The 21,919-nt window shown below is 64.5% G+C and carries 16 protein-coding genes and 1 pseudogene; 9 read left to right on the forward strand and 8 right to left on the reverse strand.

Annotation, left to right across the window (positions count from 1 at the left end):
- Positions 1-40 precede the first annotated feature (40 nt).
- Together P0D80_RS35745 and P0D80_RS35750 are read left to right on the forward strand one after the other, a co-directional pair.
- Positions 41-799, forward strand: coding sequence for an SDR family oxidoreductase (locus P0D80_RS35745; RefSeq protein WP_132375598.1), 759 nt, complete (start codon positions 41-43; stop codon positions 797-799).
- A gap of 155 nt (positions 800-954) precedes the next feature.
- Positions 955-2,274 (forward strand): MFS transporter, encoded by a 1,320-nt coding sequence (locus tag P0D80_RS35750; protein ID WP_408183259.1) that lies wholly within the window; start codon positions 955-957, stop codon positions 2,272-2,274.
- 227 nt (positions 2,275-2,501) lie between these two features.
- On the opposite strand, the pseudogene P0D80_RS35755 reads toward P0D80_RS35750, so the two are convergent.
- The 4 genes and pseudogenes from P0D80_RS35755 to hemC form a co-directional block, all read right to left on the reverse strand.
- Positions 2,502-2,720: pseudogene (locus P0D80_RS35755) on the reverse strand (cupin domain-containing protein); the annotation flags it as partial.
- A 216-nt stretch (positions 2,721-2,936) separates the two neighbouring features.
- Positions 2,937-4,127, reverse strand: a complete 1,191-nt coding sequence (locus P0D80_RS35760) for a heme biosynthesis protein HemY (RefSeq protein WP_408183257.1) — start codon at positions 4,125-4,127, stop codon at positions 2,937-2,939.
- Positions 4,128-4,129: 2 nt separating this feature from the next.
- Positions 4,130-6,148 (reverse strand): fused uroporphyrinogen-III synthase HemD/membrane protein HemX, encoded by a 2,019-nt coding sequence (hemDX, locus tag P0D80_RS35765; protein ID WP_408290893.1) that lies wholly within the window; start codon positions 6,146-6,148, stop codon positions 4,130-4,132.
- Positions 6,148-7,176: a hydroxymethylbilane synthase gene (gene hemC / locus P0D80_RS35770; protein ID WP_408183254.1), complete on the reverse strand. Its 1,029-nt coding sequence runs from the start codon at positions 7,174-7,176 to the stop codon at positions 6,148-6,150. The genes hemDX and hemC overlap by 1 nt, the downstream gene beginning before the upstream one ends.
- Before the next feature lie 413 nt (positions 7,177-7,589).
- Between hemC and ppc the strand changes: the two genes are divergently transcribed.
- Entirely contained in the window at positions 7,590-10,799 is a 3,210-nt protein-coding gene (gene ppc, locus P0D80_RS35775) for a phosphoenolpyruvate carboxylase (protein WP_408290896.1), read from the forward strand.
- Between the two features lie 74 nt (positions 10,800-10,873).
- Here the strand turns inward: ppc and P0D80_RS35780 are convergent, their stop codons facing one another.
- Complete coding sequence (locus P0D80_RS35780; RefSeq protein WP_408290898.1) at positions 10,874-11,626, reverse strand: class I SAM-dependent methyltransferase; 753 nt, start codon at positions 11,624-11,626, stop codon at positions 10,874-10,876.
- Between the two features lie 152 nt (positions 11,627-11,778).
- On the opposite strand from P0D80_RS35780, the gene P0D80_RS35785 reads away from it, so the two are divergent.
- The 5 genes from P0D80_RS35785 (at position 11,779) to P0D80_RS35805 (ending at position 17,374) form a co-directional block, all read left to right on the forward strand.
- Positions 11,779-12,591: a helix-turn-helix transcriptional regulator gene (locus tag P0D80_RS35785; RefSeq protein ID WP_408290900.1), complete on the forward strand. Its 813-nt coding sequence runs from the start codon at positions 11,779-11,781 to the stop codon at positions 12,589-12,591.
- A 298-nt stretch (positions 12,592-12,889) separates the two neighbouring features.
- On the forward strand, positions 12,890-14,296 hold the full coding sequence (argH, locus tag P0D80_RS35790) for an argininosuccinate lyase (RefSeq protein WP_408180662.1): 1,407 nt from the start codon (positions 12,890-12,892) through the stop codon (positions 14,294-14,296).
- Positions 14,297-14,672: 376 nt separating this feature from the next.
- On the forward strand, positions 14,673-15,179 hold the full coding sequence (locus P0D80_RS35795; RefSeq protein ID WP_408290903.1) for an energy transducer TonB family protein: 507 nt from the start codon (positions 14,673-14,675) through the stop codon (positions 15,177-15,179).
- 491 nt (positions 15,180-15,670) lie between these two features.
- Positions 15,671-16,978 carry an MFS transporter gene (locus P0D80_RS35800; protein WP_132375618.1) on the forward strand — a complete coding sequence of 436 codons (1,308 nt, stop codon included), beginning with the start codon at positions 15,671-15,673 and terminating at the stop codon, positions 16,976-16,978.
- 216 nt (positions 16,979-17,194) lie between these two features.
- The gene (locus tag P0D80_RS35805; RefSeq protein ID WP_132375620.1) at positions 17,195-17,374 is read left to right on the forward strand and encodes a hypothetical protein; all 180 of its coding nucleotides are present in this window, start codon (positions 17,195-17,197) and stop codon (positions 17,372-17,374) included.
- Positions 17,375-17,428: 54 nt separating this feature from the next.
- Here the strand turns inward: P0D80_RS35805 and P0D80_RS35810 are convergent, their stop codons facing one another.
- Entirely contained in the window at positions 17,429-17,563 is a 135-nt protein-coding gene (locus P0D80_RS35810) for a hypothetical protein (protein ID WP_012432108.1), read from the reverse strand.
- A gap of 714 nt (positions 17,564-18,277) precedes the next feature.
- Positions 18,278-19,282, reverse strand: a complete 1,005-nt coding sequence (gene waaC, locus P0D80_RS35815; RefSeq protein WP_408290906.1) for a lipopolysaccharide heptosyltransferase I — start codon at positions 19,280-19,282, stop codon at positions 18,278-18,280.
- 211 nt (positions 19,283-19,493) lie between these two features.
- Between waaC and P0D80_RS35820 the strand changes: the two genes are divergently transcribed.
- Positions 19,494-21,071 (forward strand): chloride channel protein, encoded by a 1,578-nt coding sequence (locus tag P0D80_RS35820; protein ID WP_408290908.1) that lies wholly within the window; start codon positions 19,494-19,496, stop codon positions 21,069-21,071.
- Between the two features lie 248 nt (positions 21,072-21,319).
- On the opposite strand, the gene P0D80_RS35825 is transcribed toward P0D80_RS35820, so the two are convergent.
- Positions 21,320-21,631, reverse strand: coding sequence for a hypothetical protein (locus tag P0D80_RS35825; RefSeq protein ID WP_408236262.1), 312 nt, complete (start codon positions 21,629-21,631; stop codon positions 21,320-21,322).
- Between the last annotated feature and the right edge of the window lie 288 nt (positions 21,632-21,919).

Below are 21,919 nucleotides of genomic sequence, written 5' to 3' on the forward strand. Positions count from 1 at the left end.
AGCATACGTATCACCATCCACAACAAACAGCGGAGACATCATGCGGTTGACAGGTAAAACAGCCATCGTCACGGGTGGCGGCTCGGGTTTCGGCGAAGGCATTGCGAAGACCTACGCGCGCGAAGGCGCGAACGTCGTGGTCAACGATCTGAACGGCCCGGCCGCCGAGCGCGTGGCGAGTGAAATCGCGCTGGCCGGCGGCAAGGCCATCGCGGTGGCAGGCAACGTCGCCCAGCGCGACGACTGGCAAAAACTGCGCGAAGCCGCGCTCGAAGACTTCGGCAGCGTGCAGATCGTCGTCAACAACGCCGGCACCACGCATCGCAACAAGCCCGTGCTGGAAGTGACGGAAGCCGAATTCGACCGCGTCTACGCGGTGAACGTGAAAAGCATCTACTGGAGCGTGCAGGAATTCGTGCCGTATTTCCGCGAGCAAGGCGGCGGCTGCTTCATCAATATCGCGTCCACGGCGGGTGTGCGGCCGCGCCCTGGGCTTGTCTGGTACAACGGCAGCAAAGGCGCGGTGATTATCGCGAGCAAGTCGCTGGCGGTCGAACTGGGTCCGGACCGCATTCGGGTGAACTGCGTGAATCCGGTGATCGGCGAGACGGCGCTGCTGTCCGAATTCATGGGCGTTGAGGATACGCCGGAGAATCGTCAGCGCTTTCTCGCCGGCATTCCGCTCGGGCGTTTCTCGACGCCGCAGGACATCGCCAACGCCGCGCTTTATCTGGCTTCGGACGAGGCGGAGTTCATCACCGGCGTGTGTCTTGAAGTAGACGGCGGGCGCTGCGTGTAGCGCCGCGCCGCATCCGGTCTGCGAGGGTTTCGCGTGCTGCGGCCCTCGCCGCAGTCAGTGTTTTCCCCCGGTATCGATTCGTCGTGCAAACCACTGAGCGCGGATAGAATCGATCGACAGCGGTACTTCAATTCCACAAGAAAAGAGGAGACACCATGGCTAGTCCCGCAAATCCGCTCCACCATCCCGGCGCGGGTGCGCCGCCTTCCACCTTCGAAGAGGCAACCTACCGCAAGGTCACCTGGCGGCTCGCGCCGCTGTTGATGCTCTGTTACGTGGTCGCGTATCTGGATCGCGTCAACGTCGGTTTCGCCAAGCTGCAAATGACCAGCGATCTCGGTCTGAGCGACGCGGTCTACGGTTTCGGCGCGGGGATTTTCTTTCTCGGCTATTTCATCTTCGAAATTCCGAGCAATGTGATCCTGCATAAAGTCGGCGCACGCGTGTGGATCGCGCGGATCATGGTGTCGTGGGGCGTGATCTCCATGCTGACCATGTTCGTCACTACGCCGACCATGTTCTACGTGATGCGCTTCCTGCTCGGTCTCGCAGAAGCGGGATTTTTCCCCGGCATCATTCTGTACCTCACCTACTGGTATCCGTCGCACCGGCGCGGCCGCATGACCACCTGGTTCATGACGGCTATCGCGCTGTCGGGCGTGATCGGCGGCCCGGTGTCGGGTTATATCCTGAAGAGCTTCAACGGCGTGAACGGCTGGCATGGCTGGCAGTGGCTGTTTCTGCTCGAAGGGATTCCTTCGGTGATCGTCGGCATCATGGTGTTCGTCATGCTGGACGATCGTATCTCGAAGGCGAAGTGGCTCACCAAGGAAGAGCAGCAATTGCTCGAACGCCACGTCTCCGCCGAAGAAGCCACCAAGCACGACATGCCGATTCGCCAGGTGCTCACGAGTGGCCGCGTGCTGATGCTGAGCCTCACGTATTTCTCGTTCGTGATGGGTCTGTATGGCGTGAGCTTCTGGCTGCCGACCATCATCAAGGCGACCGGCGTGACAGATGCGTTCATGATCGGCCTGCTCTCGGCGGTGCCGTTCGCGGCGGCCGTGGTGGCGATGGTGTTCGTGTCGCGCAGCGCGGACCGCAAGCGGGAGCGGCGCTGGCATATTGCGTTGCCGGCGTTCGCGGGGGCGATCGGTCTGGTGCTGTCGGTGGTGTGGGCACACAACACCGTGCTGGCGATGGCGTCGCTCACGCTTGCGACCATGGGCATTCTGACCACGCTGCCACTGTTCTGGAGTTTGCCGACAGCGATTCTGGCGGGCACGGGCGCCGCTGCCGGCATCGCCATGATCAATTCGATCGGCAATCTGGCGGGTTTTCTGAGCCCGTATGCGGTGGGCTGGCTCAAGCAGGTGACGGCCGCGAATGACTCCGGCATGTATATGCTGGCGGCGTTCCTGGTGCTTGGCGGTCTGCTGGCGATCAGCGTGCCGGCGAAGATGGTTAATAAGTGAGAGGGAGGCGCGGGCCTTGGCAGTGATCTACTGCTGAGGCTTTGCGTTGGTGTGCGAAGGAGCGACCACTTCATCGCCGAATATGGTGGTTTCGACAAATGTTGGCGGACTGCTGCTGAGGGCGTGAGGCGGTAGTCGGCCAGCAAGAGACAGTCGGCGCATCGCGTCGAACGGCTGAGTTCCATACAAGGCAAACGGTCCCATCAGTCCGGGGCGCGCAGAAACCGTCACTTGTCATCAGCCGGTTCAAGTTCAACGACTGCAAGTTTTGCCGCGGTGTCGCCGATGACGCGGCTTCGATGTCCTCGTCCGATCGTATCTTCAAGAAGCAGCGCATCGCCCGGCCGGGCAGGTTGGCGCTCTCCGTCAGAGGCCTCGAATTCCATTTCCCCGTCGAGAACGAATATCCACATGCGAAGCGGAGATGGATGCAGATCACCGATCCACGAAAAGCGCGATGATCAGGTTGTCCTCCACTACCATGCGACAACCGTCCACTGCACCGCACTAGGCGACCAAATCAAGCGTCACCGAACAGGCACAGCAGGAAGCACGAATAAAAAATGGCCACAGCATCCGCTGCGGCCATCAACTCATCAACCAGCATTTTCAAGCTATCAAAGCAGCGCACCAACAATCACACACGCGCCGCTCAAAAACCCTCAAACGATATTCATCGCCAACGCACTCTCACGATAATGCTGGCTCGCCTTATCCGCGTCGCCGAGCTGCTCGTGCAAACGCGCCAATGCACGATGCGAGCGAATCCTCAGCGTCTCGTTGTCCGCGAGCTTCAATGCGCGCTCAAGGAACGATTGCGCCTTGCCCCACAGTTGCTGATGCAGGCACAAGCGGCCTAGCGCGAACATCAGGTCGGCATCTTCCGGACGATCCTTCTGCCACGCTTCGGCCTTCTGGATCAGCGGCAACGCGTCGCCCGCGGTCGTGTCCGGATAGCGGCGCAGCAAGCGCGCGTCCCAGTTTTGCGCCAGCGCTTCCTCGACGATCTTGCGCGCTTCCTGCGGACGGTTCAACGCCACCAGCAGTTCGGCCGCGAGATCCGCGAGACGCGGCGAATGACGCTCGGTGGGCGACAGCGAATTCCACAACTCCAGCAACGCATCGGCATTGTGACGCCGGTCACGCAGCAGGTTTTCCGCCGCGAGTTGGCGCAAGCGCACCGCCACAGCCGGATGAATCGCTTCGCGTTTTTCCAGCATCTTGACGAGCTTGAGCACTTCACTCCAGTTCTTCAATTGCTGTTGCGCGCGCAACATGATCTGCTGCGCGTGAATGCGCCGCGCGCCTTGTGACTGCATTTCGGTCAGCGCCGTCAGCGCGCCGTCCGCGTCACGGCCATCGGCGCGCATGTCGGCGGTGGCCATCAGCCGTGCGTCCTGCCAGTCAGCCTCGTTGATCTGCGCGAGCCACTCGTCGCGCCGCGCATATTCATGCATGCGATGCGCCGCGGTGGCCGCGATCAAGCCGGCCGCGCCCTTGTTGTCGCCATTCGCGAGCGCGTCTTTGGCGGCTTTCTCAGCACGCGAAAAACGCCCGGCGTACAGATTGCCGATCGCGTCACGCAGCGCGGCATGCGCTTTCGCGACACGCGAGCGCGCGCGATAAGCGGCCACACGTTGCGGCATGCGCCAGATATTGCGGAAGATGCGCAGCAGTGCATACATCAGGATGAATAGCACCACCAGCCCGACCACGAACAGATTCAACGACATGTCGACGCGGTACGGCGGATAGATCAGCAGCACCTGCCCCATGTCGAAGCGTCCGACCACCGCCAGCACCACCGCGATGGCGAACAGCAACGCAAGCCATAGAAGTCCCCGGATCGCCATGATTAACCTCGGCTCCGGTATTGATTGACGGCCTGCAGGCTCGTGTTCAGATTCGGCAGTTCAACCGCAGCCGAGCCCGACTCCACCTGCTTGACGAGATCGGTCACGGTTTGGGTTTTCTTCGACGAGTTGTCGAAGTAACGCGTGAGCGCATTCTCCGCCGCCTGCAAGTCGGACTTCAGCGTGGTCTCGTTGCGCGAGAGCAAGGCGAGACGCGCCGACAGCAGTCGCAGCTTGAGATTCTCGCGCACGAAGTAGCCCTCGTCGGGCGTGACCAGCATCGCGTCGGCGTTGTCGATGCGGCGCACCTGCACGAGGCTCGTCAACTGCTGGCCGATGCCGGTGGTCACTTCACGCCACCACACCTTCCAGCGCGGCTCGCCGGTGGCCGCGGCCACCTTGGCCGTATCGGCCCATGTCGCGGCTTGCGGCGTGGCATGGGCGATCGGTGCTTCGCCCGAGAGCGGCAGGCTGTCGACCTGGTCGATCGCGTTGTCGAGCTTGATGGCCAAGCCCGTGAGATCGGTGGAAGGCGCGGCCTTCAGCTTGTCGATGTCTTGCGCGATCGCCTTGCGCACGGTGACCGCCTGCGGGCTGTCCGACGCGGCGAGACGCGTGTCGGCGCTTTGCAGCGCGAACAGCGCGAGCTGCGTGTTGCCGGTGAGCTGCAACTGCTGGCTGGCGGCGGAGAGCATCTGGCCGACTTCGGCAAGGGTCCAGTCGTCGCGATTGCGCGCAAGATCCGCGTATTGCTGCTGCAGCGCCTGCTGCCCGGCTTGCGCATCGGCGAGCTTGCCTTCGAGTTGCGCGACCTGCGAGTCCGACTGATGCACGGTGGCGAGCGCCTGTTCCGTCTTGATGCGCAGCTCGTTGGTCTGCGTGTCGTTGGCTTGCTGGCGCTGCACGAGCTGCTGCTCCGTGCGCTCCACCTTGCGATTGAGCGCATAGCCGCCCACGCCCGCGGCACAAGCAATGATCACGACGACAAACCACAGCAGCGGTCCGCTCGCGCTATGGCGCTTTTGCGCTTCGTAGGGCGTGAAGGGTTGATTCGGCGGCAACGCAGTGGTCGCGGCCGGCTGGGGTGAAGCGTTCGTGGATGCGTTCGTTTCAGTCATGCGTGATTTAGCCGGTGAATGAGCCGGGTTGGACGGTACCGGTTGAACTACGGTCGGGACGGCGGCAATCAGCGCGCGGGCAATGCGCTCATCGCCCGCGCCGCACACCGTAATGCTATCAAAACCCAATGCCCGCGCGGTCTGCGCGATGCGGGGATGCGGCGTGACGAGCGCGGCGCGTTTGAGCTGCGCGATTTCGTCGGCGGTGAGGTGGTCTTGCGCCAGCTCGTGCAGATTGCGCACGCCTTCGGAACTGGTGAGCAGCCATACGTGCGGCACGCCCGCGAGCAACTCGTGCACGCGCGCCCAGCCGCCGATCGACGGCTCCGGCACGAGGCGCCGGTACGCCGCGACGGTGTCGACTTCGGCGCCGGCTTCGCGCAGACGGTCGGCCAGCCACTCGCGGCCACCGTCGCCGCGTACGATCAGCACACGCTTGCCTTCGAGGCTGGTCGCGTCGAGCGCGCTGTCGAGCGCCGCGAAGAGGCCTTCGGAATCGAAGCGCGCGGTGTCTTCATCCGCGCCGGACGGCGGACTGATCACGTTGTAGGCAGGCGCGGCCACGCCGTGGCGCGCCAGCGCCTGCACGCTGCCCGGCCCGACGACGCCGATCGGCAGCGCATGCGGCCAGATCGCATCGCTGCGGGCAAACGCGTGATCGACGGCATTCGGCGACACGAACACGACGAGCGCATAGCGTTCGAGCGAGGCCAACGCGGCGCGCAACGGCGCCTCGTCGGTGACGGGCGCGATGTCGATCAGCGGAAAGTCGAGCGTGGCGATGCCGGCCGCGGCGAGTCGCGCGATCAGTTCGTTCGACTGACCGGCCGGTCGCGTAATCACGACCGTGAACGCCGCCTTGTCGACGGATGGGGATGTGTTGCCGGGGATATCGGCCGCCATCACTCGCCGGTCGCCGCGCTGTCCGGCGCGCCGTCTTGCGCCGTGCCCTGCTTCGCAGCGGCGGGACCGCTGGCGGTGCTGAGCGCGCGAACGATGTCCATCGCGCCTTGCTGTTCGAGCGCGCTCGCCACTTCCTGGCCGAGCGCGACGGCGCGTTCGACGCTGGGCGCGGGCGCCGACGCCTGCGCGCTCAGCACACGCCGCCCGTCGGGCGTGGCGACGATGCCGCGCAGATGCAGCGCGCCGTCGCGCCACATGGCATACGCGGCGAGCGGCACTTCGCAGCTGCCGCCGAGCGCGCGCGAGACCATGCGCTCCGCTTCGACGGCGGCTGCCGTGTGGTCGTGATGCAACGGTGCGAGCCATGCCGCGAGGTCTGCGCGGTCGGCGCGAATCTCGATGCCGAGCGCGCCCTGGCCCGCCGCGGGCAGGCTGTCTTCGGGATCGAGCAGCGCGCGGATGCGCTCGCCCAGACCCAGCCGCTTCAGACCGGCTGCGGCCAGAATGATCGCCGCGTAATCGCCGCGATCGAGTTTCGACAGACGCGTATCAAGGTTGCCGCGCAACGGCCGCACTTCGAGGTGCGGATAACGCATGCGCAGCATGGCCTCGCGGCGCAGGCTGGAGGTGCCGACCACGGCGCCGGCCGGCAGTGCGGCGAGCGAGTCGTAGTCGTTGGAGACCAGCGCGTCGCGCGGATCTTCGCGCTCCATGATGGTGGACAGCGCAAAGCCTTCGGGCAATTCCATCGGCACGTCTTTGAGCGAGTGCACGGCGAGGTCGGCGCGGCCGTCGGCGAGCGCGGCTTCCAGTTCCTTCACGAAGAGGCCCTTACCACCAACCTTCGACAAAGTGCGATCGAGAATTTGATCGCCACGTGTTGTCATTCCGAGGATTTTTACGTCACAAGATGGATATAATTTGTGCAGCGCACATCGCACATGCTCCGCTTGCCACATGGCCAGGCGGCTTTCTCGCGACGCAATCACAAGCGTGTGGGGTGGCGTGGAAAACGTCTCGGTGTTCATTAGCTTGCTGATCGAATGACGGGATGTAATAACGAACAATGTTAGCACGCGCCCTTGTGTCTCAAGACGCGGCGGAGCGCCGTGCTGAAGCGGTATCGATGGAGGAGACGGGCTTCGCGCGGCGCGCGCCTGCCCCATCCCAGCCTGTTCACGCACGGTCGTTCGCGCACCGGGCCGTCGCATGCGGGATGATGCAATGCGGCCTGACGTGGCTCAGGTGCCGCAGGTGCCTCGAACAAGTGTCGTGCGGATGCGCGGCACCGTTCAGGCGCACAGTCTCCTCTCAGGCGTATCGCCATCGGCGCATACCGTTTCGCGCGGTTCCCTTTGCAGTTCACGTTGCAGTTCATAGTGCAGTTCCGCAGTAGCAGTTCATCACTCAACAGACCCTGGCTTCCCTGAGGAAACCCATCGTGACGTCTTCCGGATCGGCGCGCCCTGCCCGCCGCAACACTGCATCGCCCAACGCTCGCGCGGCCGACGCCGCCAAGCCCGCCGCCTCTGCCGCCCCCGCTGCCGGGCCGACATCGGCCAAACGCGCCGGCAAACCCGCTCAGGCTGCTCACGCTGCCAAAGCCGGCAAGGCCGCCAAAACCTCCACGCCCGTCAAGACGGACAAGGCCGTGAAGGCAGTCAAAACGGATAAGACGACGCAAGCCGCATCGGCCGCCAAGGCGCAAAAGCCCGCCAAGGGCGGCGCCACGAAGATCAAGGTCGTCGCCGACGCGCCGCAAGCGCCCGCGCTGCAGGCTGTGCCGGATGAATCGTCCAGCGCCGCGCCTTCTTCCGCGTCCGCGCCGAAGAACAACGGCCGCACGCGCGAGGACAAGGACCATCCGCTGTTCCAGGACATCCGCTATCTCGGACGCCTGCTCGGCGACGTGCTGCGCGAGCAGGAAGGCGACGCGGTGTTCGACGTCGTCGAAACGATCCGTCAGACCGCCGTGCGCTTTCGCCGCGAAGACGACAGCGCCGCCGCGCAAACGCTCGACAAGAAACTACGCTCGCTGAGCCCGGAGCAAACGGTCAGCGTGGTGCGCGCGTTCAGCTACTTTTCGCATCTCGCGAACATTGCCGAAGACCGCCACCGCAATCGCCGCCACCGGATTCACGCGCTGGCCGGCTCGACCTCGCAACCGGGCACGATCGCCCATGCGCTCGAGCGGCTCGTCGAAGCCAACGCGGCCGCCACGCCGGTGCTGCAGCAGTTCTTCAACGACGCGTTGATCGTGCCGGTGCTGACCGCGCACCCGACCGAGGTGCAGCGCAAGAGCATTCTCGACGCGCAGCACGACGTCGCGCGTCTGCTCGCCGAACGCGACCAGCAGTTGACCGACCGCGAACGCGCACACAACGAAGCGATGCTGCGCGCCCGCGTCACGTCGCTGTGGCAAACGCGCATGCTGCGTGATTCGCGCCTTTCCGTGGCCGACGAAATCGAGAACGCGCTGTCGTACTACCGTGCCACCTTCCTCGAAGAAATCCCGGCGCTCTACGCCGATATCGAAGAAGCGCTCACCGAGCACGGCATCGACGCGCGCCTGCCGCCGTTCTTCCAGATGGGCAGCTGGATCGGCGGCGACCGCGACGGCAATCCGAACGTCACGGCCGAAACGCTCGAAAACGCGATCACCCGCCAGGCCGCGGTGATCTTCGAGCACTACATGGAGCAGGTGCACAAGCTCGGCGCCGAGTTGTCGGTGTCGAACCTGCTGGCCGGCGCCAGCGACGCCCTGAAGGAACTCGCCGCCGCCTCGCCCGACCAGTCGCCGCATCGCACCGACGAGCCGTATCGCCGCGCATTGATCGGCATGTACACGCGGCTCGCCGCCAGTGCGCGCGTGCGCCTCGGCGAAGGCAGCGTGCCGGTACGCAGCGCGGGCCGCGGCGCGGCGCCGATTCGCGCCAAGCCGTACGGCGATTCGTCCGAATTCGAGCGCGACCTGCACGTGCTGATCGATTCGCTCGCCGAGCATCACGGCGCGCCACTTGCCGCACCGCGTCTGTCGCCGCTCGCGCGCGCCGCCGAAGTGTTCGGCTTCCATCTGGCGAGCATCGACTTGCGCCAGAGCTCCGATATCCACGAAGCGGTCATCGCCGAACTGCTCAAGCGCGCGGGCGTCGTAGACGACTACGCGGCGCTCACGGAAGAAGAAAAGCTCAAGGTGCTGCTCGCCGAACTGGCGCAGCCGCGTTCGTTGCGCCTGCCGTACGCGGAGTACTCCGATCTCGTGAAGAGCGAACTCGGCGTGCTCGAAGAAGCGCGTATCACGCGCGAAAAATTCGGCGCGCGTGCGGTGCGCAACTACATCATCTCGCACACGGAGACCGTGAGCGATCTGGTCGAAGTGATGTTGCTGCAAAAGGAAACCGGCCTGCTGCACGGACGTCTGGGCGATGCGAACGATCCGGCGCAAGCGGGCCTGATGGTGATCCCGTTGTTTGAGACGATCCCCGACTTGCGCAACGCACCGCACATCATGCGCGATCTGATCGCGCTGCCGGGCGTCGACGCGCTGATCGAACATCAGGGCAACGAGCAGGAAGTGATGCTCGGCTATTCGGACAGCAACAAGGACGGCGGCTTCCTCACGTCGAACTGGGAGCTGTACCGCGCCGAACTCGCGCTGGTGTCGCTCTTCAACGAACGCGGCGTGACGCTGCGTCTGTTCCATGGACGCGGAGGCACCGTGGGCCGTGGCGGCGGTCCGACCTATCAGGCGATTCTGTCGCAGCCGCCCGGCACGGTCGACGGCCAGATCCGTTTGACCGAACAGGGCGAGGTGATCGCGAGCAAGTTCGGCAATCCGGAGATCGGCCGGCGCAATCTGGAGACGGTGGTCGCCGCGACGCTCGAAGCGTCGTTGCTGCCGCACGGCATTGCGCCGGCGCAACTGCCCGCGTTCGAAGAAACGATGCAGCAGTTGTCCGACGCCGCAATGGCGTCCTACCGCGCGCTGGTCTACGAAACGCCGGGCTTCAAGGAGTATTTCTTCGAATCGACGCCGATCGCGGAGATCGCGGAGTTGAACATCGGCAGCCGGCCGGCCTCGCGCAAACTGCAGGACCCGAAGCAGCGCAAGATCGAAGATCTGCGCGCGATTCCGTGGGGCTTCTCGTGGGGCCAATGCCGTTTGCTGCTGACCGGCTGGTACGGGTTCGGCAGCGCGGTGGCCGCGCATCTGGACAGCGCGCCGAGCGACGCCGAACGCACACGCCGTCTCGCGCTGCTGAAGAAAATGCACAAGACGTGGCCGTTCTTCTCGAACCTGCTGTCGAACATGGACATGGTGCTGGCGAAGACCGACCTCGCGGTCGCTTCGCGCTACGCCGCACTCGTATCCGACAAGAAACTGCGCAAGCACGTGTTCGAGCGGATCGTCGCGGAATGGGAGCGCACGTCGAAGGTGTTGTCGGAGATTACGGGCAAGAGTGAGCGGCTCGCAGAGAACCCGCTACTCGCGCGTTCGATCAAGAACCGCTTCCCGTATCTCGATCCGCTGAATCACTTGCAGGTGGAGTTGCTCAAGCGTCACCGCGGCGGCGACACCAACGCGCGCGTGCGGCGCGGGATTCATTTGAGCATCAACGGGATTGCGGCGGGATTGCGCAATACGGGCTAAGCGCGAACGCAATTCATCACACGCATTTGAGCACTCAAGCCGTGCGCGACGTAGTTCGTCGCGCACGGCTTTTTTCATTGCGCTTCGATCATCAACGCGTCGAGCTTGAATGAGCCGTCTTCCTGCACGTCGAAGTATTGGCGGACTTCATCCGGCGAATTCGCCCACATCGAGCGAATCGCCGCCACGCGCGGTTCCGGCGTGCGCATGCGCGCCACCCACGAACTGAACTCGATGTCGATGCGCCAACGCTCGCGAATCGATGCCCGGAACCCCGCCGTGGCAAATAACGCGAGCCACTCGTCGGCACGGTAATCGCGAATATGCGAGCCGTCGCGCAATAACTCGATGGCCTGAATGTGCGTGTCGAGCAATGGATGATCGCTGCCGGCGATATCGATGAACAACACCTTGCCGCCCGGCTTCAGCACACGCCGTACTTCGGCGAGCGCGAGCGGCACATCGTGCCAGTGATGCGCGCTCATCCGGCTGATCACCCAGTCGAACGAATGATCGTCGAACGGCAGCACTTCGGCCGCGCCCTGTTGCGTGCGAATGTTGGCGAGACCGCGCTCCTTCGCTGCGCCTTCCACCGTCGCCAGCATTTGCGGCGCGATGTCGTAGCCGACCACCGCTTTCGCGTGCGGCGCGACCGCGAAACTCGCGTGGCCCGCACCGCAACCCATGTCGAGCACCGTCGCATCCGGCGTCGCCGCGATCGATTCGGCCAGCGTCCGCAGATCGGCGCCGGTGGCATGGGTCGGGCTCGTCAAATAGGCGGCGGCGGTCGAGCCGAAGGCGTCGGCGACCTGATCGTGATGCTTCATGGGAGGCTCCGGTTATGTATTCGGGGTAGCGCTGGAAGGCGTTGTGCCGTTCCAAACGCTACAATAGATCCCGCGATGTACCAGTACAAGTTAAGCAATTATTCTGGTATCTCCATTACCTCCCTCCACTCCGCCGCCTGCCGCCGAACAGAATGACCACGCCGTCTTCCGCCGACAACCCGCCGCCGCTCGACGCCACCCCGGCCCGCGCGCTCGGCGACTTCATCCGCGCTCACCGCGAGCGGCTCTCGCCGCAAGCGGTCGGCCTGCCGCCGGGGCCGCGCCGCCGCACGCCAGGTTTGCGGCGTGAAGAAGTCGCGCAACTGTGCGGCGTGAGCCCGACCTGGTACACGTGGATCGAACAGGGGCGTCCGGTCTCCGCTTCCGCCGACGCGCTCGCGCGCATCGCGGTCGCGTTGCAACTGTCGCGCGCCGAACGGGCTTATCTGTTCGAACTGGCCGCCCAGCGCGACCCGGCGGAACCCGATCCGGCCGCCGCCGACGCGCCCGCCACCCTGCTGGAAACCGTGCAACTCGTGAGCGCACCGGCCTATGTGCTCGACCGTCAGTGGAATGCGCTCGCCTGGAACGAGCGCGCCACGGACCTGTTCGTCGGCTGGCTGGACGGCGCGCACGACCGGAATCTGCTGCGCTACACCTTCACGGAACCGGCCGCGCGCGAGCTGATCGTCGATTGGGAAACCCGCGCGCGGCGGCTCGCCGCCGAATTCCGCGCCGACTCGATCCGCCACTTGAATGACGCGCCCACCCGCGCGCTGATCGACTCGCTGACCGCCGCGAGCGACGCGTTCGCGCGCTTCTGGGCCTCACAGGACGTCGGCGGCCGCGAAGGCGGACGGCGCGAGTTCAACCATCCGCGCGACGGCCGCCTCGTGTACGACCAGATCACGTTCAAACCCGCGCATCGCGAGGATCTGAAGTTGGTAGTGCTGGTGCGCGAGTAGGCGTCGGCGGGGCGACGGCCTTGGCGTCACACGCACTCGACGTGCGCGCCCCAGCCGCCTTCCGCATCGCCCAATCTGGGCCGTGCCGGCGAGGCGCCGCCCGGGTTCGCGCAAGTTGCCCGTGCGAACTTCGGCTGTGTCGCGTACGAGACTTGAAAGCCTGCCGAGTCTTTCCGGCCCGCGCCCAGTGTTAAAATCCCTGTCTTTCCTCGCTTCGGCGGCACCTTTGCACGGCACGTGCATTCGCGTCGTCAGCCTCCTCAAAGATCGCTCAACTGCCGCTTAACTGCCCAACACCATGACGTCCCAACTGCACAAAAAAGGCGAAGCCTGGTCGGCTCGCTTCTCGGAGCCGATGTCGGAGCTCGTCAAACGCTACACGTCGTCGGTTTTCTTCGACAAGCGTCTGGCGCTCGTCGATATCGAAGGGTCGCTCGCGCACGCCTCGATGTTGGCCGCGCAGAAGATCATCGCCGCCGACGACCTCGCCGCGATCCAACGCGGCATGGCGCAAATCAAGGGTGAAATCGAGCGAGGCGAGTTCGAGTGGCAGCTCGATCTGGAAGACGTGCACCTGAATATCGAAGCGCGCCTGACCGCGCTGATCGGCGACGCCGGCAAGCGCCTGCACACCGGCCGCTCGCGTAACGACCAGGTGGCGACGGATATCCGTTTGTGGTTGCGCGGCGAGATCGACCGGATCGGCGGTTTGCTGACGGAGTTGCGCACGGCTCTGCTCGATATGGCGGAGAAGAACGCCTCGACCATCATGCCGGGCTTCACGCACCTGCAAGTGGCGCAGCCGGTCACGTTCGGCCATCACCTGCTCGCTTACGTCGAAATGTTTTCGCGCGACGCCGAGCGCATGATCGATTGCCGCAAGCGTGTGAACCGTTTGCCGCTCGGCGCGGCCGCGCTCGCCGGCACCAGCTATCCGATCGACCGTCACGCGGTGGCGAAGACGCTGGGCTTCGACGGCATCTGCGCGAACTCGCTCGACGCGGTGTCCGACCGTGACTTCGCGATCGAATTCACGGCGGCGTCGGCACTCGTGATGACGCACATCTCGCGCTTCTCCGAAGAGCTCGTGCTGTGGATGAGCCCGCGCGTCGGCTTCATCGATCTGGCGGACCGCTTCTGCACCGGCTCGTCGATCATGCCGCAGAAGAAGAACCCGGACGTGCCCGAACTCGCGCGCGGCAAGACCGGCCGTGTGAACGGCCATCTGATCGCGCTGCTCACGCTGATGAAAGGCCAGCCGCTCGCGTACAACAAGGACAATCAGGAAGACAAGGAGCCGCTGTTCGACACCGTCGATACGGTTGCGGATACGCTGCGCATTTTCGCTGAAATGGTCGCCGGTATTTCGGTGAAGCCGCAAGCCATGCGCGACGCCGCGCTGCAAGGCTTCTCCACGGCTACCGATCTGGCCGACTACCTGGTCAAGCGCGGCCTGCCGTTCCGCGATGCGCACGAAGCGGTGGCGCTGGCCGTGCGCGTGTGCGCGGATCGCGGCTGCGATCTGGCGGATCTGACGCTCGACGAAATGCGCAAGGAACTGCCGAATGTCGCGCATCTGATCGGCGAAGATGTGTTCTCGTATCTGACGCTGGAAGGGTCGGTGGCGAGCCGCAATCATCCGGGCGGCACGGCGCCGGAGCAAGTGCTTGCAGCGGTTAAGGCGGCACGCGAAGCGTTGAAGTAACAGGTTGTGCTGTGAGCGGCGAGCACTGAGGCGAGATCACGCGCTCGTTGCTTGCTTGCCTCTTGCTCGCAGCTTGTGGATAGAAAGGCGAACTCGTAGTCGGGTTCGCCTTTTGTCTTTTTACGCCGCACGTGCCCGCGTGAACCGCGCCGCGAAAAAGAAAAAGCCCGCGCGAAGCGGGCTAAATGAAAGACTTCCACCGATGCCTCTCGAAAGAGGCCATCAGAGTGTAGGCGCGTTTTCGCCGCGCACCAATTCGCTCATATTTCAGCCTATTACAGATGGTTGGGCCACATACAGAGGGCGAACGCCAATTGATTCCTGGCGGTTTTTGACTACCATCAAATTACATCCTGCCTCGAGTTTTTCTCCGACAATGCTCACCCGCACGCGTCACCTTCGCTGCCTGACCGGACGCCGTGTGCGCGGCACGCTGCTCGTTGCTGCGTTGGGCGTCGCCATGGCTGGCTGCACCATCACGCCACCGCCAAGCGCGACCGTACCGACGCCCGCGGCCGCCATCAACAGCGCCACACTCGATCAATACCGCGATGCCGTGGCGAGGCGCATCATCGAACGCAATCCGTCTTATGTGCTGCGCGGCACGCCGCAAGCGATGCTGCGCTCGCTGGTGGTGGTGTCGTTCACGGTCGATCGCAACGGCCACGTGGTGGAGTCATCCGTATATCGCACCAACGGCGACGACGAAGCCGAGAGCACCGCGCTCGCCACCTTGCGGCGCGCCGCACCGCTGCCGCAGCCGCCCGGCAAGTTGCTGAACGGCCGTGGCCAGCTCGAACTGTTCGAAGACTGGCTTTTCAACGACAACGGCAAATTCCAGCTTCGCGAGTTCGCCTCGCCACAAGCGCAAACCATCGACTGAACGCGGTTCGTTTCGTGCAACGCACGCGGCGAGCCCGGCGCCGCCTTGCTGCGGCGCGGCCGCGCTCGTTATAATTTTCCGATTCCCTGCGCCGGATCCTTCCGGCATGGCTCACGCCGCCCGCTCACCCGCGGGCGCGGCAAGAGCCCGATTGCAGCGCCGCCGCGCCACCCGCGAGCGCCGCCTGCTTGAGGCACGATGCGTGCGCCGCTGCCCTGATCGCAAATCATCAAGGCCTCGCACCGCACCGGCCGCTTTACCTTGCTCGCCGCACACGTCACGCGTCCCGCCTGGTTTTTCGCCTGGCAGGAGCGCGTTCGCCAGTTGCCGTTGTAAGCTGTCGCACAGTCGCTCGCGCCGTGCGTGGCCGCCCACCGGCCCGCGACCGACGCGAGGCGCACACGAACCTGAACAAAGATGCCGCCCACACACGCGCACCACCGGCTCACGAACCGGGCGCCCAACGGCATCACGACACATGGAGACCCTGCATGTCCACTTCGCCGATTTCCGCGACCCAGCCCAATGCGGCCGGGCAGAACAAGAGTTCGCGGATCATCTTCGCGAGCTTTATCGGCACCGCGATCGAGTTCTACGATTTCTACGTCTATGCGACCGCCGCGGCGCTCGTCATCGGACCGGTGTTTTTCCCGCACGGCTCGGCGACGGCGCAGGCCTTGTCGGCCTTCGTCACATTCGGCATCGCCTTCGTGGCGCGGCCGATCGGCTCGTTCCTGTTCGGCCACTTCGGCGACCGGATCGGCCGTAAATCGACGCTGGTGGCGTCGCTGCTGGTGATGGGGCTGTCCACCACGCTGATCGGTTTCGTGCCCGGCTACGACTCGATCGGCAGCCTCGCGCCGATCCTGTTGTGCATCTTGCGCTTCGGCCAGGGCATCGGTCTGGGCGGCGAATGGGGCGGCGCGGCGCTGCTCGCCACCGAGAACGCGCCGGCCGGTAAACGCGGCTGGTTCGGCATGTTCCCGCAACTCGGGCCGTCGATCGGCTTTCTGGCTTCCAACGGCCTGTTCTTCGCGCTGGCGCTGTCCTTGAGCGACGAACAATTCCGTAGCTGGGGCTGGCGCGTGCCGTTCCTGGTGAGCGCCGTGCTGGTCGCGCTCGGCTTGTACGTGCGCTTGAAAATCGCCGAGACGCCGGCGTTCCAGGCAGCGATCGACCGTCAGGAACGCGTGAAGGTGCCGATCGCCACACTGCTGTCGCAACACTGGCTGCCGACTTTGCTCGGCGCGCTCGCGATGGTGGTCTGCTACACGCTGTTCTACAACGCCACCACGTTTTCGCTGTCGTACGGCGTCTCCGTGCTGCATATTCCGCGGCCGACGTTCCTCGGCCTGCTGTGCATCGCCGTGGTGTTCATGGCGCTCGCCACGCCGCTGTCGGCCTGGGCCGCCGACCGCTATGGCCGCAAGCCGGTGCTGATCGTCGGCATCATCGCGGCGATCCTGTCGGGCTTCACGATGGCGCCGCTCCTCGGCAGCGGACAGACGTCGCTGGTACTGCTGTTCCTCGTCATCGAACTGTTCCTGATGGGCGTGACCTTTGCGCCGATGGGCGCGCTGCTGCCGGAGTTGTTCCCGACCAACGTGCGCTATACCGGCGCGGGTGTGGCGTACAACCTCGGTGGGATTCTCGGCGCGTCCGTCGCGCCGTATATCGCGCAGATGCTCGCCGCGCGCGGCGGGCTGCCTTGGGTTGGCGCCTATGTGTCGATCGCCGCTGCCGTCAGCATGATCGGCGTGCTGTGCATGCGTGAAACGCGCGACACACAGTTGATGTAACGAGGGGCGCCGATCTCGGCGCCTTGACTCTTCGCTCGATGCCGCCCGGCGCGCGCTTCTCACGCCGCGGCGGCCTCGGCCACCGCCCCGCCTGCCTGCCTGCCGCTTCACGCCCTCCGCTTGCCGAGCATTCCTGAGTAAATTCCCGGCCTTGCGCGTCTTTTTGACATGCCTATACTCGACTCAAATAACCCTATAGGTAGCAGGGAGGCACGGATGAACGTTCATCTTCACAACGCGGATGTCGTGATGATCATTGCGCTGGCGCTGCTCTGTTCCCTGTTGCTTGCATTGCGCTTTCGGCCGGCGACATGGAAAGGCATCGTCGTGGAAGCGCTGGCTGCGAATGCCGCTGCCATCGCCGCGGTCGTCGCGTTTGAAATGCTGCTGGCCTGACTGACGGTCAGCACCGCAGCGCCCTCATAGGCGCCGCGGCTTCAGCTGGAACCATTAACGGTAGTAATAGCCGCCGTGATGGTAGTAACCACCGCCGCCGTAGTAGCCCGGTGCCGGCGCGACGATACAACCGCCAAGTGCCGTTGCGAGTAGCGTGCCTGCGATCAGGCTCAAGATTAAGCGTTTCATATTTGTTCTCCGTCGAGTCAGATTCATTCGAGCCGAAACCCCGAATGACTCGATTGAACACGACGGCGCCTTGCGCGAGCGTTGCCATTTGTAAGGGAAGATCACCGAGGTGTTACATGATCGACGCGCGCGACACGCTGCGTCCGGCGCGCGATCACGACGAATTCACATCAGAGGAAAACACCGCCTATACTGGTTTGAACGTGTCGGTCCGGCGCGTGCCTTGCTGGCGGCGCATACGCGGTGCAAGGTAAAGATGCCGGATAGCGTGCCTACGAATGCGCGCACCGCGCCGGCGCCTTTGGCGACGTGAAAAATGCGCAAGTAGCCAATTAGGCGCTCAACGAAAAGCGACAGATTTAACAGGCGTGTAATGCGCGACGCCTTTTTGGATCGGCGGCTGTGGGGAAGCCGAAGTGCCGCACGAAACCGTGCGGACATTCGCACCCATACCCGGCAGATGAACCAGAGATGAACCCGGCGGACCGCCAGGCGGCGGCCGTCGCGTCAGCACTGAGCGCGTGTGCGTGGTCACCGCTCAGTGCGTACCCGGATGTGTTGTTTGCAACGATTCCTCTCCGCCCGCTGTTCCCCGACACGGGCGTTTTCGGAGGCGTTACGAGGCAGCGCTCATTTGCTTGAGCGGACTGCGCGTCACGCCTCTTTTCTTTTCGAGCAAACGATTGCGCAAGACCGCGCCGCGAGAAGGCACGCTCAGACGCCAGCGGAGCCGTGCTGCACGGCGACGTCATGCGCCTCGGTGTGAACGTAGTCGATCGCCTCGAGCGCGGCGCTGATGGGCGGCACTGACTGGCCGTCGCCGATGGAAATGGAGCGGAACGGTGATTCGATGCCGTAATGCGACGGCGGGGTCGCCACGAAGATCATCACGGTGCGCTTCTGCAGCGCGTGCGCGAGATGGACAAAGCCGGTGTCGGTGCCGACCACGAGCGAGCACGCGTCGATCATCTGCGCGATTTCCGTCACGCTCAGTTTCGGCAGGACGGTCGCGCCCGGCAATTGCGACGCGATCTGCTCCGCTTCGAGCCGCTCGCCTTCCGAGCCCCACGGCAGCACCAGTTGAAAACCGCGCTGCGCCAGCTCGCGGCCGATCGCCACCCAATGGCCTACCGGCCATTTCTTGTCGTCTTTCGAGGTGGCGTGAAAAAACGCCGCGACCGGTGCGCCGTTCGACTCGAAGGGAAGCCCGGCCGGCTCCGGCAGCCGCAGATTGAAGACCGCCGGGCCTTCTATTTCATAGCCCAGCGCCTCGCCCGCGCTGATGCGCATGCCATGCCACGCATTGCATTTCGGACGCGGGCCGAATCGCCCGGTATAAGCGAACGCGGCGCCCTGCTCCCCCAGATCCGGGGCCTGGTAGCCGATGCGCCGCGACGAGCGCGCCAGAAACGCAATGATCGCGCTCTTGTACACGCCTTGAATGTCGATGATGAAATCGTAGCGATAGGCGCGCAGTTCGGCGATGGACGCCCAGATCGATTTGAAATCGGCCCAGCGGCGCGCTTTCTTGAAGCGGCGCAGCGGCGCGCACAGCACGCGGTCCACGTTCTCGCTCCAGTGCACCACTTCGGCGAATGCTTCGTCGGCGGCCCAATCCACCTGAACGCCAGGAAACGCGCGCTTGATATCGGCGACCACCGGCAAGGCCTGCACGATATCGCCGAGCGAAGTGACCTTGACGATAAGGACTCGCTTCATTAAAGACCTGTCAGTTGTTCGAACATCCAAGCATTTTAGCCGACCAACAGGATAATCATTGCCGAACGAGTCAGCGCGTCTATCGGTCATCAATACGGCGGTTACGTCCAGCCCCTTTCACGCAGCCCTTTTACACCATTTCAAAATACTTTCATATCGGTTTACGGGCCCGGCGCGCCTTATACTGCACCCTTTGCGACAACACTCGCTCATGTCCCGGCCCATCCCGCTCCGATCTTCCGCCATCGTTCGACGCGCGAAGCGACTCTGGCGCCAATATGGCATCTTCTGGCTCGGCGCGATTGCGGTCGGGCTCGTCGCGGTGCTGTACGCGAGACTGATCGACTGGGGCTACAGCGAGTTCCACTCCGTGCAGCAACGGCACGGGTGGGCGCCCTTGATCATCACGCCCGCGGTCACGGCGCTCGCCGTCTGGCTCACGCGCAAATTCTTCCGCGGCGCCGAAGGCAGCGGCATTCCGCAGGTCATCGCCACTCTTCACTCGAAACCCAGCGAATACGGCGCGCGGCTTCTGTCGTTTCGAATTCTGTTCGGCAAGATCGTCGTGTCGTTCCTGGCGATTCTCGGCGGCTTGACGATCGGCCGCGAAGGGCCGACCGTGCAGGTCGGCGCCGCGCTGATGTTCAATCTGCGCCGGCTCTATCCACGTTCGAATGCGCTGATCGAGCGGCAACTGGTGCTGGCCGGCGCGGCGGCGGGTCTGTCCGCGGCGTTCAATACGCCGCTTGCCGGCATCGTCTTCGCGATCGAGGAATTGACGCGCAGCTTCGAGGCGCGCGCGAGCGGCGTGCTGATCACCGCGATCATCATCGCCGGCGTGATCGCACTCGGCGTCAATGGCAACTACACCTATTTCGGCACGATTCAGATCGGCGCGAACTTTCCCGATCTGCTGGCGCTCGCGGTGCTGCTCACTGCCGTCGTCACCGGGCTTGCGGGCGGTTTGTTCGACTGGCTGCTGTTGAATACCGCGCGCTGGATTCCGGCGCCGCTGCGTCAGTTGCATAGCGAGCGGCCGGTTGCGTTCGCCGCGCTGTGCGGTTTGGTGATCGCGGTGGTCGGCCTGATTTCCGGCGGCACGACTTTCGGCAGCGGGTACGCGGAAGCGCGCGGCTTGCTCGACGGGCACGTGCAGTCGTCCGTCTTCTACCCGTTCTTGAAAATGATCTCGTTGGTCGGCTCTTACCTGCCGGGCATTCCGGGCGGCATCTTCGCGCCGTCGCTGGCGATCGGCGCGGGCTTCGGCAATCTGCTGCACAGGGTGTTCGGCTCGATGGATCTGCCGATGCTGATCGCGCTCGGCATGGTCGGCTATCTGGCCGCCGTCACGCAGTCGCCGATCACCTCGTTCGTGATCGTGATGGAGATGATCAACGGCCACGCGTTGGTGATCTCGCTGATGGCCACCGCGTTGATTTCGAGCCGCGTGTCGCGCCTGTTCGCGCCGCCGCTGTACGAGGCGCTGGCGGCGCGCTATATGGCGCCACTGTCGCAAGCCGCGCCCGCGCCGACGCCAGAAATGCCGGACGTCGAACCGACAGATCCGGCCGCGGTGCAAGTTGACGGCGAGCCGTCTGCCGAAGATGCCGATGGTGGCGCTCCGCAAATCGACGCGCCCGCTCCGGTTGTAGAGAGAGCCGATAGCGAGCCGCCTGCCGAACACGCCAGCGGCAGCGCTCCGCAGGTCAACGCGCCCGGTCCGGCCGCTGGGCGAGCCGATGGTGAGCCGCCAGCCGAAGACACCGACCGCGGCACACCGCGTCAGTAAACGACGACGGCCGGCGCGCGCAGATACACCGGCCGCGCCGGCACGACGACGCAGCCAGCCAGCATGACCGCCAGCACGGCGATCAGAAGCAGATTCTTTTTCATCACATGGTTTCCTGAAGCGCGCGCGGGCGAGCGCTACGCCGAGTGCGTGCGCGGCGCCTGCATTTGTCTGCGCTTGTCGAAATGGAAGGGGCGGCACACGCGGTATTCACCGCGCCGCGCCGCGCACTGCGTAAGTCCGTAGCGTTACGCCCAGTGACCTTGAACCCAGTGATAGTTCGGACCGTGCGCGACCCAGTGGCCCGGCACCCAGTGATAGCCGACACGTTCGGCTTGCCAGTGACCGCCGACCCACACATAGCGGCCGTGATCCCAGCGCCAATGACCGTGATCCCACACGTAGCCGACACGCGGCGCCGGCACGGCTTCGTAGCGCACCGGCGGCGGCGCGGACGGCGCGATCACGACGACTTCCGCGGCCGAAGCCGATGCCACAGCGGCTGCGCCGGCGGCGATCAATACGGTGTTGGCAAGCAGCAAACGAAAGGTCTTGTTCATGTTTTCCCTCTGTAGGTGAACACCGAAGGCGGCATTACCCGTTTAATGCGCGAGGGAACGAAGCGGCGGACTGCGGGCGTGTAACGCCGCACGCTGAAATGCAACGGATTATTTCGACGCGCGGCCGACGCGCGCGAGCAAGCCCATGCACGCGCGCACGAACAATGAGGAAGTGGGAATAACGAAGCGGCACAACAGCGCGGCGCGCTCGCGCACCACTCTGCGTCACGTCATCTCGACGCAACGCAGCGAAGCGCGCAGCACGTCATAAGAAACCGGCCGCGAGAG

It is taken from the genome of Paraburkholderia sp. RL17-373-BIF-A, from assembly GCF_046030175.1.
Taxonomy (GTDB): Bacteria; Pseudomonadota; Gammaproteobacteria; order Burkholderiales; family Burkholderiaceae; genus Paraburkholderia.

Excerpts from the sequence above, each read along its gene's own strand:
- hemDX (WP_408290893.1), bottom strand. The coding sequence starts at position 6,148 with ATGGCGGCCGATATCCCCGGCAACACATCCCCATCCGTCGACAAGGCG.
- P0D80_RS35750 (WP_408183259.1), top strand. The coding sequence starts at position 955 with ATGGCTAGTCCCGCAAATCCGCTCCACCATCCCGGCGCGGGTGCGCCG.
- argH (WP_408180662.1), top strand. The coding sequence starts at position 12,890 with ATGACGTCCCAACTGCACAAAAAAGGCGAAGCCTGGTCGGCTCGCTTC.
- P0D80_RS35780 (WP_408290898.1), bottom strand. The coding sequence starts at position 11,626 with ATGAAGCATCACGATCAGGTCGCCGACGCCTTCGGCTCGACCGCCGCC.
- P0D80_RS35800 (WP_132375618.1), top strand. The coding sequence starts at position 15,671 with ATGTCCACTTCGCCGATTTCCGCGACCCAGCCCAATGCGGCCGGGCAG.
- P0D80_RS35810 (WP_012432108.1), bottom strand. The coding sequence starts at position 17,563 with ATGAAACGCTTAATCTTGAGCCTGATCGCAGGCACGCTACTCGCAACG.
- waaC (WP_408290906.1), bottom strand. The coding sequence starts at position 19,282 with ATGAAGCGAGTCCTTATCGTCAAGGTCACTTCGCTCGGCGATATCGTG.
- hemC (WP_408183254.1), bottom strand. The coding sequence starts at position 7,176 with ATGAACACCGAGACGTTTTCCACGCCACCCCACACGCTTGTGATTGCG.
- P0D80_RS35785 (WP_408290900.1), top strand. The coding sequence starts at position 11,779 with ATGACCACGCCGTCTTCCGCCGACAACCCGCCGCCGCTCGACGCCACC.
- P0D80_RS35825 (WP_408236262.1), bottom strand. The coding sequence starts at position 21,631 with ATGAACAAGACCTTTCGTTTGCTGCTTGCCAACACCGTATTGATCGCC.
- P0D80_RS35745 (WP_132375598.1), top strand. The coding sequence starts at position 41 with ATGCGGTTGACAGGTAAAACAGCCATCGTCACGGGTGGCGGCTCGGGT.
- P0D80_RS35760 (WP_408183257.1), bottom strand. The coding sequence starts at position 4,127 with ATGGCGATCCGGGGACTTCTATGGCTTGCGTTGCTGTTCGCCATCGCG.
- P0D80_RS35795 (WP_408290903.1), top strand. The coding sequence starts at position 14,673 with ATGCTCACCCGCACGCGTCACCTTCGCTGCCTGACCGGACGCCGTGTG.
- P0D80_RS35805 (WP_132375620.1), top strand. The coding sequence starts at position 17,195 with ATGAACGTTCATCTTCACAACGCGGATGTCGTGATGATCATTGCGCTG.
- P0D80_RS35820 (WP_408290908.1), top strand. The coding sequence starts at position 19,494 with ATGTCCCGGCCCATCCCGCTCCGATCTTCCGCCATCGTTCGACGCGCG.